The organism is Variovorax sp. 01T432, assembly GCF_056398605.1.
This window is the reverse complement of record NZ_JBFTPS010000035.1, coordinates 25,229-40,485: the sequence shown is the minus strand read 5'-3', so window position 1 is coordinate 40,485 and position 15,257 is coordinate 25,229. Positions and strand designations below refer to the sequence as shown.

The following is a 15,257-nucleotide window of genomic DNA, read 5'->3' as shown; positions in this document are numbered from 1 at the left end:
TCAGGCGAGCTTGCCGACCGCGCCTTCGACCAGGGCCCAGGCCTCGTCGCCGAAGCGCCCCTTCCACTCGCCGTAGAAGCCGGATTCGCGCAGCTTGGCGCGGAAGGTATCCGAACTCGGCCGGTTGATGCTGAGTCCCTTGGCCTGCAGGTCGCCGACCACCGAGTCGTTGAGCTTGCGGATGTCGTCGCGCTGCTGCAGGCCGGCCTCGTTGATGGCGCGCGCGACGATGGTCTTCAGGTCGTCCGGCAGCGCCTCCCAGGCGCGGCCGTTGGCGACGAACCAGTAGCCGTCCCAGATGTGGTTGGTGAGCGAGCAGAACTTCTGCACCTCGTAGAGCTTGGCCACCTGGATGATGGGCAGCGGGTTCTCCTGCGCGTCGACGATCTTCGTCTGCAGGGCCGAGTACACCTCGCTGAACTGCAGGCTCGCGGGCGAGGCGCCCAGGCCCTTGAACATCGAGATCGACAGCGGACTCACCGGCACGCGGATCTTCAGGCCGTCCATGTCCTTCGCGTCGCCCACCGGCGCCTTGCTGCTGGTGGTCTGGCGAAAGCCGTTGTCCCACATCTTCTCGAAGGCGTAGAGCCGCGACTTGGCGATGGCGCCGCGTACGTGCGCGCCCAGCTTGCCGTCCATCGCGCTCCACACCTGGCCGTAGTCGGAGAAGGCGAAGCCCACGGCATTGATGGCCGCCACCGGCACCAGCGTGGCAATGACGAGGGCCGAGGGCGTGAAGAAGTCGATGCCGCCCGAGCGCACCTGCGCCAGCATGTCGGTGTCGCCGCCGAGCTGGTTGTTCGGAAAGATCTTGATCTCGACGCGGCCCTTGCTCTCCTTGAGGATGCGATCGGCCGCCTCCTGCGCGCGGATGTTCAGCGGATGGCTCAGGGGCAGATTGTTGCCGTACTTGTACGAGAACTCCGCGGCGCGCGCGATGCTCGGCAAGGCCGTCACGAGGCTCGCGGCGGGAAGGGCTGAAAGCGTGCGCAGGGCGCTGCGGCGGGTCATCGTCTGCATCTCTGTCTCCGTTGTGTTGATGATGCGATTTGATGCATCATTGGTCGAATTCCAAGCTGACGATAGGTTCAGCGTCTCCCATCGTCAAATCGGCTTTTGATGGTTTTTGATGTACACGGGTTAACCCTTTGCCTTCATCCCCACTGTCGCCTCCTCCCGCGACCGATGCCCGGCGCGCGCGCGTCGTCGACATCGCGCGCTCGGCCCGGGTGTCGACCGCCACCGTCGACCGCGTGCTCAACCGGCGCCCCGGCGTGCGGGATGCGACCGTGCACCGCGTGCTCAAGGCCGCGGCCGAGCTGGCCTACCTGCCCGAGACCGATCTCTACGCCGCGCTCGCGCCGCCGCCGCTGCGCCTGAGCTTCCTGCTGCCGGCGGGCACCAACCGCTTCATCCGCATGCTCGGCGACATGGTCGGCTATTCGCAGGAGCACTGGGCGCCCTTCAACGTGAAGTGCCGCGCCGAGTTCATCGAGAGCTTCAACCCGCAGGAGCTGGCCGCCGCGCTGCTGCGCCACGGCCAGCGCTCGGACGGCATCGCGATGATGGCGCTGGAGCATCCGGCGGTGCGCGAGGCCGTCGCCACGCTGGCGGCGCGCGGCGTTCCGGTGGTGACGCTGATCTCCGACCTCTCGAACTCGCAGCGCGCCGCCTACATCGGCCTGGACAACCGCGCGGCGGGCCGCACCGCGGGCTACCTGATCGGCCGCTTCATCGGCGCGCGCGCGGCGAAGGTCGCGCTCATCGCCGGCAGCCTGAGCTACAGCGCGCACGAGGAGCGCGAGGCCGGCTTCCTGCACGTGATCGAGGAGATGTTCGAGCGCCTGCAGGTGGTCGGCCTGCGCGAAGGCCAGGACGACGCCGAGAAGAACTACCGCCAGACCCTCTCGCTGCTCGACCAGCATCCGGAGCTGGCGGGCATCTACAACATCGGCGGCGCCTCCGACGGCGTGGCGCGCGCCCTCAAGCAGGCGGGCCGGGAGCACAAGGTGGTCTTCATCGGCCACGGCCTCACGCCCGACACGCGCGCGCTGCTGATCGACGGCAGCATGGACGCGGTGATCACCCAGAGCCCGCACAGCACGCTCATGAACTGCGTGCGCATCTTCACCAACCTGCGCGACCGGCGCGAGATCCAGAGCGGCGTGGAGAGCACGCGCAGCCAGGTGATCTTTCGCGAGAACCTGCCCTGAGCGCGCCGCCCGGAGCCTTCTGGCTTCGCGCGGCCTCCGCTAAGATGCGCCACTCCCATGGCTGCTCCTCGTCCACGCGCCCGTCCGCCGCGCCACCTCGTGTGGCTGCTGTGGATCGCCTTGCTGCTGCCGATCGCGCAGGCCGCCGCGGCCTGGCATGCGCAGTCGCACACGGCGCAGGAAATCAGCCACAGCGCCGACGCCCATGACAAGCAGGCGCCGCAGCCGGAGCGCTGCGACCTGTGCCTGACGGCGGCCGGCCTTCACGGCGGAGCGCTCCCGAGCGCCCTGCCCGTCGTTCCACGCCTGTCGATGCGGCACGAAGCGCCGCTCGCCGCCTTTGTCGGCACATGGCAGGAACGGCTCGCGCGCGCCTACGAAAGCCGCGCGCCCCCCGCCTCCTCGCTCTGATCCTTGACCGTGTGTCCGCCCCGCCGCAAGCGGGGTGGACGCGTTCATCGTCCTTGCCTGGAATGTCGACCTCATGCACACCCTTTCCCGGACCTGCCTTGCGCTGGCCCTGACCACGCCATGGGGCGCCATGGCGGCGCCCCCCTCGTCCGAAGTCGATGCGCTTCGGCAGGAAATCAACGCCATGCGCGCCGATTACGAGACGCGCCTGCAGGCGCTCGAACAACGCGTCAAGGCGGCGGAGGCGAGCGCATCCGCGGCCGCCGCCGCGCCCGCAAGCGCGCCCCCGGCTGCGAGCGCGCCGCCTGCCCAGGCGGTGGCCTCCTCCAGCGGCGGAGGCGGTGGCGCCAATGCCTTCAATCCGTCCCTGTCGCTGATTCTTTCGGGCGGCTACACCCGCACCACGCAGGACCCGGCGCGCTACGCGATCACCGGATTCCCGCTGCCGCCGGATGCCGAGATCGGCCCCGGCACGCGCGGCTTCAGCCTGTCGGAGACCGAGCTCGGCTTTGCCGCCAGCATCGACCCGTGGCTGCGCGGCGCGGCCAACATCGCGCTCGAGCCCGACAACTCGGTCTCGGTCGAAGAGGCCTTCGTGCAGACCACGTCGCTGGGCAACGGCCTTTCCGTCAAGGCCGGCCGCTTCTTCTCGGGCATCGGCTATCTCAACTCGCAGCACTCGCACACCTGGGACTTCGTCGACAACCCCCTGGCCTACCAGGCCATGCTCGGCACGCAGTACGGCGACGACGGCCTGCAGTTGACCTGGATCGCGCCCATCGACCAGTACATCGAATTCGGGGCCGAGCTGGGGCGAGGACGCAGCTTCCCCGGCGGGAACAACAACCGCAACGGTGCCGGCATGTCCGCGCTGACGCTGCACACCGGCGGCGACATCGGCGACAGCAACAACTGGCGCGCGGGCGTTTCCATGCTGAACACGAAGGCCACGGACCAGAGCCTGGTCGCGACGAACGCGGATGACACGTCCTTCGGCAGTGCCTTCAGCGGCAGCACGCGCGTGTGGATCCTCGACGGGGTGTGGAAATGGGCGCCGAACGGCAACGCGACGCGCACCAATTTCAAGCTGCAAGGCGAGTACCTGCGCAGCACGCGCAGCAGCGATCTGTCGACCGACGCCGGCATGCCCGGCGCCTTCAGCGTCGCGCAATCGGGCTGGTACGTGCAGGGGGTCTACCAGTTCATGCCGAACTGGCGCGTCGGCCTTCGCACCGAGCAGCTCGACCCGGGCACGCCGGATTTCGGGCTCGCCTCCGCGGCGCTCTTCACGGGCTACCGGCCGCGCAAGAACTCCCTCATGGTCGATTTCAACCCGAGCGAGTTCTCGCGCATCCGGCTGCAGTTCGCGCAGGACCGCGCGCGCATCGGCCACGTCGACAACCAGATCACCCTGCAATACCAGATGAGCCTGGGCGCGCATGGCGCCCACAGCTACTGACAGCCATGACCGCATCGCAAAGGACCACCATGACGAAACGCCACGCCCTTGCCGGCCTGCTCGCCGCGCCACTTCTGCTGCTGACCCTGCCCGCCCAGGCGGCGCTCCATGTCTTCGCCTGCGAGCCCGAGTGGGGCGCGCTCGCGCAGGAACTCGGCGGCGACCTGGTCGAGGTTTCGGTTGCCACCAACGCCCTGCAGGACCCGCACCAGATCCAGGCCAAGCCGAGCCTGATCTCGCGCGCGCGCGGCGCCGACATCGTCGTGTGCACGGGCGCGGAGCTGGAGATCGGATGGCTGCCGGTGCTGCTGCAGCAGTCGGGCAACGCGAAGATCCAGTCGGGCCAGCCCGGCAATTTCGCGGCCGCGGATTTCGTGCGCAAGCTCGAAGTACCGACCCAGGTCGATCGCTCGCAGGGCGACGTGCACGCGGCGGGCAATCCGCACATCCAGACCGACCCCCGCAACATCGCCCTGGTGGCTGTCGCGCTCGGCCAGCGCCTGCAGCAGGTCGACCCTTCGCACGCCGCCGACTACGCCCGGCGCCAGGCCGACTTCACGCAGCGCTGGCAGCAGGCGGTCGGGCGCTGGTCCGCGCAGGCCGCGCCGCTCAAGGGGGCCGCGGTGGTCTCGCAGCACAACGCCTTCGCGTACCTCTATGACTGGCTCGGCCTGAAGGAAGTCGCGGTTCTCGAACCGAAACCCGGCGTCGAACCCACGGCGTCGCACCTGCAGGAAGTGCTGTCCACGCTCAAGGGCAAGCCCGCGCGCATGGTGATCTACGCCGCCTACCAGGACTCGCGCCCTTCGGACTGGCTCAGCAAGAACGCCGGCATCCCCGCGGTGAAGGTCCCCTTCACCGTCGGCGGCACGGACGGCGCGAAGGACCTGTTCGGACTCTTCGACGACACGGTGTCGCGGCTTGCTGCTGCCGGGACCAGGCCGTGAACTGGAGCGCGCTCGACTGGAGCATCCTCGGCCCGGCGCTGGTCGCCGGGCTGCTGGTGCTCGCCACGCATGTGCCGCTCGGCATGCAGGTGCTGGATCGCGGCATCGTCTTCATCGACCTCGCCATCGCGCAGATCGCGGGACTCGGCGTGATCGCCGCCGACGCGCTCGGCATGCCCGAGGGCGGCATCGCGGTGCAGATCGCGGCGGTGTCGGCGGCATTGCTCGGCGCCTGGCTGCTGACCTGGACCGAGCGGCGCGCGCCGCAGCAGCAGGAGGCGTTGATCGGCGTGATGTTCATCCTCGCGGCCTGCGCGGGCATCCTGATGCTGGCCGGCAATCCGCACGGCGGCGAGCACCTGAAGGACCTGCTCGTGGGGCAGATCCTGTGGGTCAATACGACGCAGCTCCTGTGGCTGGGCGGCATCTCGGCCGTGCTGATCCTGGCGCTGTGGCGCGGCTGGGTGAGGCGGCTCGGCCGCTTCGGCTTCTACGCGGTCTTCGCGATCGCCGTGACGGCCTCGGTGCAGCTCGTGGGCGTCTATCTCGTCTTCTCCAGCCTCATCATCCCCGCCCTCGGCACGCGCGCGCACGGCGGCGGGCGGCGCCTGGGCCTGGCCTACGGGATCGGCGCGGCGGGCTATGTGCTCGGGCTGGCGCTGTCGGCCCTGTTCGACCTTCCATCGGGTGCCGTGATCGTGTGGGCGCTCGCCGCCTGCGCGCTGGTCGGCGCGATGAGCCATCCAGAAAAGAGACCCATCGATGTCCAATGACTTGAGCGGCGATCGCGGCGCCGGCACGCGACCCCCGGAAGCCCGGGGCTTCCCGCCCGGCAGACTCCTCCAGTGGCTGCGGTACTACGTGCAGCTGCTCGGCCTGCGCGGCAAGGGCCTGGTCCTCGTGGCCGCGCTCGCGGTCGTCGCGTGGATCAACTCGGGCATCTACATGGTCCAGCCCGACGAACAGGGCGTCGTCCTGCGATTCGGCCGGTGGGTCGACACCACGCAGCCGGGGCTTCATTACCACCTGCCCTACCCCTTCGAAGCCGTGCTGTTTCCCAAGGTCACGCAGGTCAACCAACTCCAGCTCGGCAGCGGCGTCTCCGCCATCTCCAATGGCCAGGAGGAATCGCGCGAGCGCCAGATGCTGACGGGCGATGAGAACATCGTCGAAGCCGGATGCGCCGTGCTCTGGCGCATCAAGGATGCGGGCCAGTACCTGTTCAAGATCGAGAACGCCGAGGCCGCGCTCAAGGTGAGCGCGGAAAGCGCCCTTCGGGAAGTCATCGGGCGCACGCCGATCCAGGCCGCGATGTCCGACAAGCGGCAGCAGATCGCCGACCAGACCCGCGAGCTGCTGCAATCGCTGCTCGACAAGCAGAACTCGGGGATCCTGGTCACGCAGGTCCAGCTGCAGCGAGTCGATCCACCCGCGGCTGTCATCGATGCGTTCAACGACGTGCAACGCGCCCGCGCCGACCAGGAACGCGCGCGCAACGAGGCGGAGGCGTATGCGAACGACATCCTGCCGCGCGCGCGCGGCGAAGCCTCGCACATCGTCCAGGAGGCGGAAGCCTACAAGTCGCAGGCCGTCAACCTCGCCGAGGGCGACGCGAAGAGCTTCCTTGCCGTCTATTCCAGCTACGCGAAGGCCAAGGACGTCACCGCATGGAGGCTCTACATGGAGAGCGTGGACGAAGTGCTGAAGAAGGCGGGCAAGGTGATCATCGACACCTCCGGAAAGGGAGTCTCCAGCGTGGTTCCCTACCTTCCCCTTGCCGGGAACGAGAAGGCGGCCGCACCCAAGGAAGGCGAAAAATGAAGACTCCCCTGCGAGTCGGGCTGATCGCCGCCGCGATCGTCACGGCATGGCTCCTGTCCAACACGCTCTACACGGTGAAGGAAGGCGAGCAGGCACTGGTGGTGAGGCAAGGCGCGCCCATCAAGGTCGTGACGGAACCGGGATTGAAGTTCAAGGTGCCGCTGATCGATTCGGCCATCTACTACGAAGCGAGGCTGCTGACCCTGGAGCCGCCACCGGAACAGGTGATCCTCGGCGACCAGAAGCGCATCGTCGTCCAGGCCTACGCGCGCTACCGCATCTCGAACCCGCTGCGCTTCAACCAGTCGGTGCGGACGCTGGCGCTGGCCGCGCCCCAGCTCGGCCAGATCGTCAGCTCGTCGCTGCGCCGCGTGCTCGGGCAGGTGGTGTTGCCATCGCTGCTTTCGGCGCAGCGCGCCAGGATCGTCGAGGACATCCAGGACGAAGTGACGGAGAAGGCCAGGGCCATGGGCATCGAGGTGGCCGAAGTGCGGCTGCACCGGGCCGACCTCCCGCTCGAGACCAGCCAGGCCATCTACGACCGCATGAAGTCCGAACGACAGCGCGAAGCGAAGGAACTGCGCGCGCAGGGCTTCGAATGGGCCCAGCAGATCCAGGCCAAGGCCGAGCGGGAGCGGACGGTGACGCTGTCCGAAGCCCAGCGGCAGTCGAGGATCACGCGCGGTGAAGCCGACGCCGCGGCCAACAGCATCGTGACGAAGGCGTTCGGGGAAGACCCCGACTTCTACCGCCTGTACCGCTCCTTGCAGACCTATCGCCAGTCGCTGGCGGGCACGGGAGCGACGCTCGTCCTGTCGCCGGATTCGTCCTTTCTTCATTCCTTCAAGGCTGGCCCCGATGCCGCGTCGAAGCGGTGACGCCCGCACGACGAGACTATCCCCGCGCGGCCAATCGCGGATCGCTTGTGCTGGAGGGGGCACATGGGCATTGACAGTCTCATCCATGACCTGAACCTGGTGCTGGAGGTCTCTTTCCTGGACCTCCTGCTGAGCGGCGACAACGCGGTCATGATCGCGCTCGCCTGTCGCTCGCTGCCCCCTCGACAGACGAGGCAGGCCATGATGCTGGGCACGGGCGTTGCCATTGCGCTTCGCGTCGTCCTGACGCTGCTTGCCGGCGCCATTCTCCAGATTCCGGCGCTGAAGCTGCTGGGTGGCGTGGCGTTGATGGTGATCGCCATCCAGCTCACAATCGAGGGCACCGACGACGGACCGGCGCACGCCTTCGTGCCGCGTGGCGATGGCCGCCGATCGAGCCTCCTGTCGGCGATCTGGACGATCGTCGTTGCCGACCTGGTCATGAGCGTCGACAACGTGCTGTCGCTGGCCGTGGTGGCGAACGGCAGCTGGTGGGTGCTTGCGCTGGGCCTGCTGCTGAGCGTGCCGCTGCTGCTGTTCGGCAGCTGGTACATCAAGTCGCTGCTGGAGCGCCACCCCGTCCTGACGCGCTTCGCGGGCGCGCTGCTCGGATGGTTCGCGGGGGACATCGCGGTGTCGGACCCCTGGTACGTCGGCTGGGTGGACACCCAATCTCCGGCACTGCGCTTCGTCGTTCCCATCGCGGTCGCCGTGTACGTCGTGGTGCAGAGCCGCATCATCGAAGGTGCGCGGCCGACAGCCCTGCCGATGAAGCCCTTGCCCCCGCCGCGGCCGCGGGTGGCCGAGGAAGCGCTCGAAGAAGCAACGCAAGCCCGCGCGCTCGAAGCCCTCTCCGCGCCGGCGATCGACGCGCGGCCCGAGGTCGCGCCGCGCGGCATCGAGGTGGCGGATGAGCCCGTTGCCACACGCCCGACCGGCGGGCTTTCGCCTCGCGCCCTGACGGAGTCGAGTCCCCGCGCCATTCGATGGCTGGCGGTGGGCATCGGGGGCGTGGTGTGCCTCGGCGTCGTGTATGGCGTGATGAATGCACGCATGCCCGTGCCCGATCAGCTGGCGCGTTTCGATTGCCCGGCCAAGGACATCAGCCTCTACTACAAGGCAGGGGGCCAGAGAATCCGGCTCACCAGTGGCGTCGCCGAGGTCCAAGGCGTGGTCAAGCCGGACAACCAGATCGACTGGGGCGACTACCAGGCGGCGAGCACGCGCCTGGGCTTCTTCCCACCGACCAAGGTGCTGTCGAGCAATTCGGAATCGCTGCGCGTCGAGGGCGACATGTTCGACGACGTGACCTGCCATGTTCGCTGAGACGACGATCCGGGGCGCCGTCAGTGGCAGTTCAGCATGGCGCGGGCACACTGTCGCGGCAGCCACCGCTTCGCATCGAAGGCCTCGGCACGCGGCGCTGCTCCAGAAGGTCAAGCTCTTGAAGAATCCCAAAGGCAAACACGCCATCCATCGCGCGATCGTGAGACGTGTCCTCGCGGTCACGCTGATCGTCGCCGGGGTCAGCATGCTCATGTCCGGCATCGGCTCGGTGCTGGTCCACTGATTTCCCCGCATCCCATCCCACCGCGGCGCCGCGAGCCTCGGGCGATGCCTCGTTCCCCCTCCCCTGCCTCGAACCTGAAATGACGTTCCTCAACATCCTCGTGCTCGCCTTGGTGCAAGGCGTCGCCGAATTGCTCCCCGTCTCCAGCTCCGCGCACGTCATCGCGGCAGAGAAGCTGATGGGCCTGGACCCGGCCGCGCCGGAGATGACCTTTCTTCTCGTCATGCTGCACACCGGGACGATGTTCGCGGTGATCGGCTATTTCTGGAAGTCCTGGCGAACGCGCTATTTCGCCTCGGGCGCGGCGTTCTGGAGCACCGCCAGGCTGATCGTGCTCGCCACCGTGATGACGGGGATCATCGGACTCGCCCTGATGACCTTCATCGAGAAGATCATCCTGCGTGGTTCGCCGCATGCCGAGATCGAGCAACTGTTCGGCAACCCCTATGTGATGGCCGCGGGGCTCGCCACGGTCGGCGTGATGATCATCCTGTCGGGCCTGCGGAAGCCGCAGGCCCTGAAGCTCGGAGGCTGGCAGTCGGCCTGGATCGGCGCCGTCCAGGGGCTGTGCCTGCCCTTCCGCGGATTCTCGCGCTCGGGCGCCACGATCTCGACCGGGCTCTTCCTCGGCGTCGACAGAATGCGCGCCGAGGAATTCAGCTTCGCCCTCGCGGTCGTGCTGACGCCGCCGGTGATCCTGAAGGAAGGCTATCGGCTGCTCAAGAGCCAGGGCGACGCTCCGCTGGGCGCCACGCACGGCCTGCTCGCGGCCCTGGGCCCGAGCCTCGGCGGCATGGTCTGCAGCTTCGTCGCGGGCTGGCTGGCGCTGCGCTGGCTGTCGCAATGGCTGGAAGCCGGGCGTTGGCACTTCTTCGGCTTCTACTGCCTCGTCGCCGCGGCGGGCGTGCTCGCCCTGGGCCGCTGAGCGCCGCCTGGCGGGCCCTCAGGCCCGATCCGTGGCAAAGAGCGCCATGATCACCTCGCGCAGCCAGCGGTTGGCCGGATCGGCCTCGAAGCGCTTGCTCCAGTGCAGCGAGACAGCGAAGTCGCGCAGCGGGAACGCCGGCTCGACGATCGCGTAGCCGCCCTCCTCGGCAAAGCCGCGCGCGATGTTGCGCGGCATCACGACCGCCAGGTCGGTGGCGCGCACGATGGCCGGCAGCACCATGAAATGCTCGGTCGTGAGCCGCACCCGGTCCTCGAGGTTGAGCAGTTGCAGGATGCGCAGCGTCTCGGTGTGGGTGCGCACCGCCACGTACTCGAGCTTGCGCAGCGCGTCCATCACCGTCTTCGCATTGCGCCGCCCGCGCGCGAAGGGATGGCCTTCGCGCAGCAGCACGATGTAGCGGTCCTTGAGCAGGTGCGCGCGCTGGGTGTCGCTCACGCTGGCCAGGAAGCCGAAGGCGAAGTCGACGCGGCCGCTGTCGAGCGCCGGCGCGATCTCGGTCGGCAGCAGCGGCAGCGTCTCCAGCCGCACGCCGGGCGCCAGTTCGCCCAGGCGCGCCATCAGCGCCGGCAGGAAGCGGCCCTCGCCGATGTCGCTCATGTGGATGCGAAAGGTCTTGCGCGATGACAGCGGATCGAAGCGGTCCGACTCGTTGAGCGCGTCCTCCAGCGTGCCCAGCGCCGACTGCACCGCCACCGCCAGCCGCTCGGCGCGCGGCGTTGGCGCGACGCCGCCCGGCGCGCGCGTGAAGAGCGCGTCCTTCAGCAGCAGCCGCAGGCGCCCCAGCCCGTGGCTGGCCGCGGGCTGCGTGAGCCCGAGCGATTCCGCCGCGCGGCTCACGCTGCGCTCGCGGTAGACCGCGTCGAAGAGACGCAGCAGGTTCAGGTCGATGGTTTCGATATGCATGGCATGCATGTTACTTAGCCGGATTATCTTATTGAAGCGCGGGCGCGGCGAACGCACACTCCACACCGGCGACCACAGCCGACCTCACAAAGAAGGAGACAAACCATGCCGAAGATCCGTTCGCTCGCGACGCTCGCCGCATTGCTTTGCGTCGCCATATCCGCCATCGCCCAGACGCCGCCGGCCGATGAGCCGGGCTGGGCCAAGGGCCGCCCGAAGACCGACGCGGCCAACCGGCTGGCGCCGGTGCCGGCCTTCCCGATCCCGACCGCCGCCGACAAGCTGCCGACCGCCAGGTTCAAGCTGCCGCCGGGCTTCAAGGTCGAGACCTGGGCCTCGGGCGTGCTCGACGCGCGCGAGCTGCGCCAGGGCGCCAAGGGCAACATCTTCGTGAGCACACTGTTCGTGGGCAACAAGGTCTATGCGATCCCCGAGCAGGGCCCGCACGAACCCAAGACCATCATCGACAAGACGGAATTCGCCACCGGCATCGAGTTCTACAAGGGCGCGCTCTACCTGGCCACCAACACGAAGATCCTTCGCTACGACGGCATCGAGGACAAGCTCGACAACCCCGGCACGCCGGTGGTGCTCAACGACAAGCTGCCCGGCGGCCAGGACCACAGCTGGCGCTACCTGCGCATCCGCAACGACAAGCTCTACTACGCGGTGGGCGCGCCCTGCAACCTGTGCGAACCCGACGACGCGCACGGCCGGATCTTCCGCATGAATCTCGACGGCAGCGGTGTCGAGACCGTCGCGCGCGGCGTGCGCAACACGGTGGGCTTCGACTTCGACCCCAAGACCGGCGACCTCTGGTTCACCGACAACGGGCGCGACTGGTTCAGCGAGGACCTGCCGAACGACGAACTCAACCACGTCACGGCGCCGAACCAGCATTTCGGCTATCCGTACTGCCACCAGGGCAACATCCTCGACGCCGAATTCGGCTGGGGCAAGAGCTGCGACGACTACGTGAAGCCCGCCGCGCTGCTGGGGCCGCATGCGGCGGCGCTCGGCCTGACCTTCTATCACGGCAGGATGTTCCCCGCCAGGTACAAGGGCGCGATGTTCATCGCCCGGCACGGCCCGTGGAACCGCACGCTCAAGTACGCCGACATCGCGGTCGCCTGGCCCGACGGCAAGGGCGGCGCCAAGGTCGAGCCCTTCATGACCGGCTTCGTGCAGGACAACAACTACCTGGGCCGCCCGGTCGACTTCCTGGTGCTGAAGGACGGCTCCATGCTGGTAAGCGACGACCACGCGGGCGCCATCTACCGCATCAGCTACGGCGGTAAATGAGGACGCCTCGACCACGCGCGTTCACGGTCGCGGCGGCAGCCCTGTTCTGGCTCGCGGCGCCGGCCGGTGCCCAGGGCACCCCGGGCGCCGGCGCCTACGCCCAGCGCTTCGCCGCGCTATGCGCGGCCTGCCACGGCGCCAACGGACGCAACGACACCATGCCCGGCACGCCCGTGCTGGCCGGGCAGCACTCCTTCTATGCGATCACGCAGCTCTTCCTGTTTCGCGAAGGCCGGCGACCGAACGAGGCCATGACCGCCGTGGCCAAGACCATGAAGGACGACGACCTGCGCGGCTTCTCCGATTTCATCGGGACGCTGCCGCCGGTGCCCGCGCCGGCCGCGGCCACGCCGCCCGACGCGGCACGCATGGCCAAGGGGCAGGCGCTGGCGCAGGAGAACCGGTGCGTGATCTGCCACGGCGCCGACCTCGGCGGCGGCCAGCAGGTGCCGCGCATCGCCCAGCAGCGCGAGGACTACCTGCAGCTGAGCCTGCGGGAGTTCAAGTCCGGCAAGCGCGTCGGCTACTCGCAGGTCATGGGCGAGGCGGTGAGCCGCATCACGCCCGAGGACCTCGACACCCTCGCCTACTACGTCGCCCGCTTTCCCGGGCCGAACCCGGCCAGATAGACAAACGGAGTCAAGACTTTTGGAAGTTTCATTCAGCAAGGAAATCGAGGCCCTGCGCCTCGGTGCCGGGGATACCTTTCACGGCGAGGGCATCCTCGCGATCACCAAGGGACTGCTGCAGTCCGGCGTGGCCTACGTCGGCGGCTACCAGGGCGCGCCGGTGTCGCACCTGCTCGACGTGATGGTGCAGGCCAAGCCCTACATGGACGAGCTCGGCGTGCACGTGGAGGCCTGCTCCAACGAGGCCTCGGCGGCGGCGATGCTCGGCGCCTCCATTCACTACCCGCTGCGCGGCGCCGTGACATGGAAGTCGATCGTCGGCACCAACGTGGCGGCCGATGCGCTGTCCAACCTCTCGTCGCCGGGTGTCAAGGGCGGGGTGCTGATCGTGGTGGGCGAGGACTACGGCGAGGGCGCCAGCGTGATCCAGGAGCGCACGCATGCCTACGCGCTCAAGTCCAGCATGTGCCTGCTCGACCCGCGGCCCGACCTGGGCGTGATGGTCGGCATGGTCGAGCATGGATTCCGGCTCTCCGAATACTCCAACATGCCCTGCATGATGGAGCTGCGCATCCGCACCTGCCACGTGCGCGGGAGCTTCGAGTGCAAGGACAACGTCCCGCCTTTGATCTCCACGCGCGCGCTGATGCGGGAGCCGGCCGGCTTCGACTACATGCGGCTCGCGCACCCGCCCGTCACCTTCCGCCACGAGAAGCTCAAGGGCGAGGAGCGCCTGCCCGCCGCCCGCCGCTACATCGCGCAGCACAAGCTCAACGAGCTGATCCCCGGCACGCACGCCGACCTCGGCATCATCGTGCAGGGCGGGCTCTACAACGCGCTCATCCGCAGCCTGCAGCAACTCGGCCTGGCCGATGCCTTCGGCGCGACGGACATCCCGCTGCTGGTGCTCAACGTCGCCTACCCGCTGGTGCCCGAGGAAGTCGCCGACTTCTGCGTGGGCAAGCGGGGCGTGCTGGTGGTGGAGGAAGGCCAGCCCGAATACATCGAGCAGGAGATCGCCACGCTGCTGCGCCGCCGCGACATCCAGACGCCGCTGCATGGCTGCGACATGCTGCCGGCGGCCGGCGAGATCGGCGTCGAGGTGCTCGCCACGGGCCTGAGCCAGTTCGCGCAGCGCTACCTGCCCGCGCACGCGCAGGATTCGGCCAGGAGCTGGCTCACGGGCAATCGCGAGCGGCGCGCCGCGGTCGCGACCCGGCTCGAAGCGCCCCTGCCCAACCGGCCGCCGAGCTTCTGCATCGGCTGCCCCGAGCGCCCCGTGTTCTCGGCGCTCAAGCTCGCGCAGCAGGACAGCGGCCCGGTCCACATCGCGGCCGACATCGGCTGCCACGCCTTCGGCACCTTCGAGCCCTTCTCGATGGGCCATTCGATCCTCGGCTACGGCATGAGCCTGGCGAGCCGCGCGGGCGTCTCGCCGATGATGCAGCGCCGGGCGCTGTCGATCATGGGCGACGGCGGCTTCTGGCACAACGGCCTGCTCACCGGCGTGCAGAGCGCGCTCTTCAACGGCGACGACGCGGTGCTGCTGATCTTCAAGAACGGCTACACCTCGGCCACCGGCACGCAGGACATCATCTCCACGCCCGACGAGGAGATGAAGGAACACGCGGTCGACAAGCAGCAGAGCCTGGTCGACAAGAACCAGACCATCGAGGCAACCCTCAAGGGCCTGGGCGTGCAGTGGATGCGCACGGTGCACACCTACCACGTCGACAAGATGCGCGCGACGCTCAACGATGCCTTCACGAGCGACTTCAACGGGCTGAAGGTCATCATCGCCGAAGGCGAGTGCCAGCTCGAGCGCCAGCGCCGCATCAAGCCGTGGATCGCCAGCCTGCTGAAGAAGGGCCGGCGCGTGGTGCGCGTGAAGTACGGCGTCGACGAGGACGTGTGCAACGGCGACCACGCCTGCATCCGCCTGTCGGGCTGCCCGACGCTCACGCTCAAGGACAACCCCGATCCGCTCAAGGTGGACCCGGTGGCGGTGGTGATCGACGGCTGCGTGGGCTGCGGCCTGTGCGGCGAGAACGCGCACGCCGCCACGCTGTGCCCGAGCTTCTATCGCGCCGAGGTGGTGCAGAACCCCAGATGGCACGAACGCCTGATGCACAGTCTGCGCGGCGCCGTCGTTCGCGCACTGCAACCCGCATGAAC

15 protein-coding genes are annotated in these 15,257 nt (G+C 68.5%); 13 read left to right on the top strand and 2 right to left on the bottom strand.

The window, feature by feature from the left end:
- On the bottom strand, positions 1 to 1,020 hold the full coding sequence (locus AC1DNF_RS23605; protein ID WP_478151070.1) for a TRAP transporter substrate-binding protein: 1,020 nt from the start codon (positions 1,018 to 1,020) through the stop codon (positions 1 to 3).
- Positions 1,021 to 1,163: 143 nt separating this feature from the next.
- On the opposite strand from AC1DNF_RS23605, the gene AC1DNF_RS23600 reads away from it, so the two are divergent.
- From AC1DNF_RS23600 to AC1DNF_RS23555, 10 genes are all read left to right on the top strand, one after another.
- The gene (locus tag AC1DNF_RS23600) at positions 1,164 to 2,213 is read left to right on the top strand and encodes a LacI family DNA-binding transcriptional regulator (RefSeq protein WP_478151102.1); all 1,050 of its coding nucleotides are present in this window, start codon (positions 1,164 to 1,166) and stop codon (positions 2,211 to 2,213) included.
- A gap of 57 nt (positions 2,214 to 2,270) precedes the next feature.
- A complete protein-coding gene (locus tag AC1DNF_RS23595) occupies positions 2,271 to 2,624 on the top strand; it encodes a hypothetical protein (RefSeq protein ID WP_478151069.1) in 354 nt (117 codons plus the stop codon).
- Between the two features lie 73 nt (positions 2,625 to 2,697).
- A complete protein-coding gene (locus AC1DNF_RS23590; protein ID WP_478151067.1) occupies positions 2,698 to 4,083 on the top strand; it encodes a hypothetical protein in 1,386 nt (461 codons plus the stop codon).
- Between the two features lie 29 nt (positions 4,084 to 4,112).
- Positions 4,113 to 5,030, top strand: a complete 918-nt coding sequence (locus AC1DNF_RS23585) for a metal ABC transporter substrate-binding protein (protein WP_478151066.1) — start codon at positions 4,113 to 4,115, stop codon at positions 5,028 to 5,030.
- A complete protein-coding gene (locus AC1DNF_RS23580) occupies positions 5,027 to 5,803 on the top strand; it encodes a metal ABC transporter permease (protein WP_478151065.1) in 777 nt (258 codons plus the stop codon). Before AC1DNF_RS23585 ends, AC1DNF_RS23580 begins: the two co-directional genes overlap by 4 nt.
- Positions 5,793 to 6,851, top strand: a complete 1,059-nt coding sequence (gene hflK / locus AC1DNF_RS23575) for an FtsH protease activity modulator HflK (protein ID WP_478151064.1) — start codon at positions 5,793 to 5,795, stop codon at positions 6,849 to 6,851. The genes AC1DNF_RS23580 and hflK overlap by 11 nt, the downstream gene beginning before the upstream one ends.
- Positions 6,848 to 7,729: a protease modulator HflC gene (hflC, locus tag AC1DNF_RS23570; protein ID WP_478151063.1), complete on the top strand. Its 882-nt coding sequence runs from the start codon at positions 6,848 to 6,850 to the stop codon at positions 7,727 to 7,729. The genes hflK and hflC overlap by 4 nt, the downstream gene beginning before the upstream one ends.
- Before the next feature lie 63 nt (positions 7,730 to 7,792).
- The gene (locus AC1DNF_RS23565) at positions 7,793 to 9,055 is read left to right on the top strand and encodes a YjbE family putative metal transport protein (protein WP_478151062.1); all 1,263 of its coding nucleotides are present in this window, start codon (positions 7,793 to 7,795) and stop codon (positions 9,053 to 9,055) included.
- A 118-nt stretch (positions 9,056 to 9,173) separates the two neighbouring features.
- Entirely contained in the window at positions 9,174 to 9,299 is a 126-nt protein-coding gene (locus AC1DNF_RS23560) for a hypothetical protein (protein ID WP_478151061.1), read from the top strand.
- Between the two features lie 79 nt (positions 9,300 to 9,378).
- On the top strand, positions 9,379 to 10,224 hold the full coding sequence (locus AC1DNF_RS23555; RefSeq protein ID WP_478151060.1) for an undecaprenyl-diphosphate phosphatase: 846 nt from the start codon (positions 9,379 to 9,381) through the stop codon (positions 10,222 to 10,224).
- An 18-nt stretch (positions 10,225 to 10,242) separates the two neighbouring features.
- On the opposite strand, the gene AC1DNF_RS23550 is transcribed toward AC1DNF_RS23555, so the two are convergent.
- Positions 10,243 to 11,151, bottom strand: coding sequence for a LysR family transcriptional regulator (locus AC1DNF_RS23550; protein ID WP_478151059.1), 909 nt, complete (start codon positions 11,149 to 11,151; stop codon positions 10,243 to 10,245).
- Positions 11,152 to 11,256: 105 nt separating this feature from the next.
- On the opposite strand from AC1DNF_RS23550, the gene AC1DNF_RS23545 reads away from it, so the two are divergent.
- The 3 genes from AC1DNF_RS23545 to AC1DNF_RS23535 are packed head-to-tail and all read left to right on the top strand — an operon-like array spanning position 11,257 to position 15,255.
- A complete protein-coding gene (locus AC1DNF_RS23545; protein WP_478151058.1) occupies positions 11,257 to 12,453 on the top strand; it encodes a PQQ-dependent sugar dehydrogenase in 1,197 nt (398 codons plus the stop codon).
- Complete coding sequence (locus AC1DNF_RS23540; protein ID WP_478151057.1) at positions 12,450 to 13,082, top strand: c-type cytochrome; 633 nt, start codon at positions 12,450 to 12,452, stop codon at positions 13,080 to 13,082. Before AC1DNF_RS23545 ends, AC1DNF_RS23540 begins: the two co-directional genes overlap by 4 nt.
- Positions 13,083 to 13,101: 19 nt before the next feature.
- A complete protein-coding gene (locus AC1DNF_RS23535; protein ID WP_478151056.1) occupies positions 13,102 to 15,255 on the top strand; it encodes a thiamine pyrophosphate-dependent enzyme in 2,154 nt (717 codons plus the stop codon).
- Positions 15,256 to 15,257 lie beyond the last annotated feature (2 nt).

Coding starts and splice junctions, on each gene's coding strand:
- AC1DNF_RS23605 (WP_478151070.1), bottom strand. CDS start 1,020: ATGCAGACGATGACCCGCCGCAGCGCCCTGCGCACGCTTTCAGCCCTT.
- AC1DNF_RS23595 (WP_478151069.1), top strand. CDS start 2,271: ATGGCTGCTCCTCGTCCACGCGCCCGTCCGCCGCGCCACCTCGTGTGG.
- AC1DNF_RS23590 (WP_478151067.1), top strand. CDS start 2,698: ATGCACACCCTTTCCCGGACCTGCCTTGCGCTGGCCCTGACCACGCCA.
- AC1DNF_RS23585 (WP_478151066.1), top strand. CDS start 4,113: ATGACGAAACGCCACGCCCTTGCCGGCCTGCTCGCCGCGCCACTTCTG.
- hflK (WP_478151064.1), top strand. CDS start 5,793: ATGTCCAATGACTTGAGCGGCGATCGCGGCGCCGGCACGCGACCCCCG.
- hflC (WP_478151063.1), top strand. CDS start 6,848: ATGAAGACTCCCCTGCGAGTCGGGCTGATCGCCGCCGCGATCGTCACG.
- AC1DNF_RS23565 (WP_478151062.1), top strand. CDS start 7,793: ATGGGCATTGACAGTCTCATCCATGACCTGAACCTGGTGCTGGAGGTC.
- AC1DNF_RS23555 (WP_478151060.1), top strand. CDS start 9,379: ATGACGTTCCTCAACATCCTCGTGCTCGCCTTGGTGCAAGGCGTCGCC.
- AC1DNF_RS23550 (WP_478151059.1), bottom strand. CDS start 11,151: ATGCATATCGAAACCATCGACCTGAACCTGCTGCGTCTCTTCGACGCG.
- AC1DNF_RS23545 (WP_478151058.1), top strand. CDS start 11,257: ATGCCGAAGATCCGTTCGCTCGCGACGCTCGCCGCATTGCTTTGCGTC.
- AC1DNF_RS23540 (WP_478151057.1), top strand. CDS start 12,450: ATGAGGACGCCTCGACCACGCGCGTTCACGGTCGCGGCGGCAGCCCTG.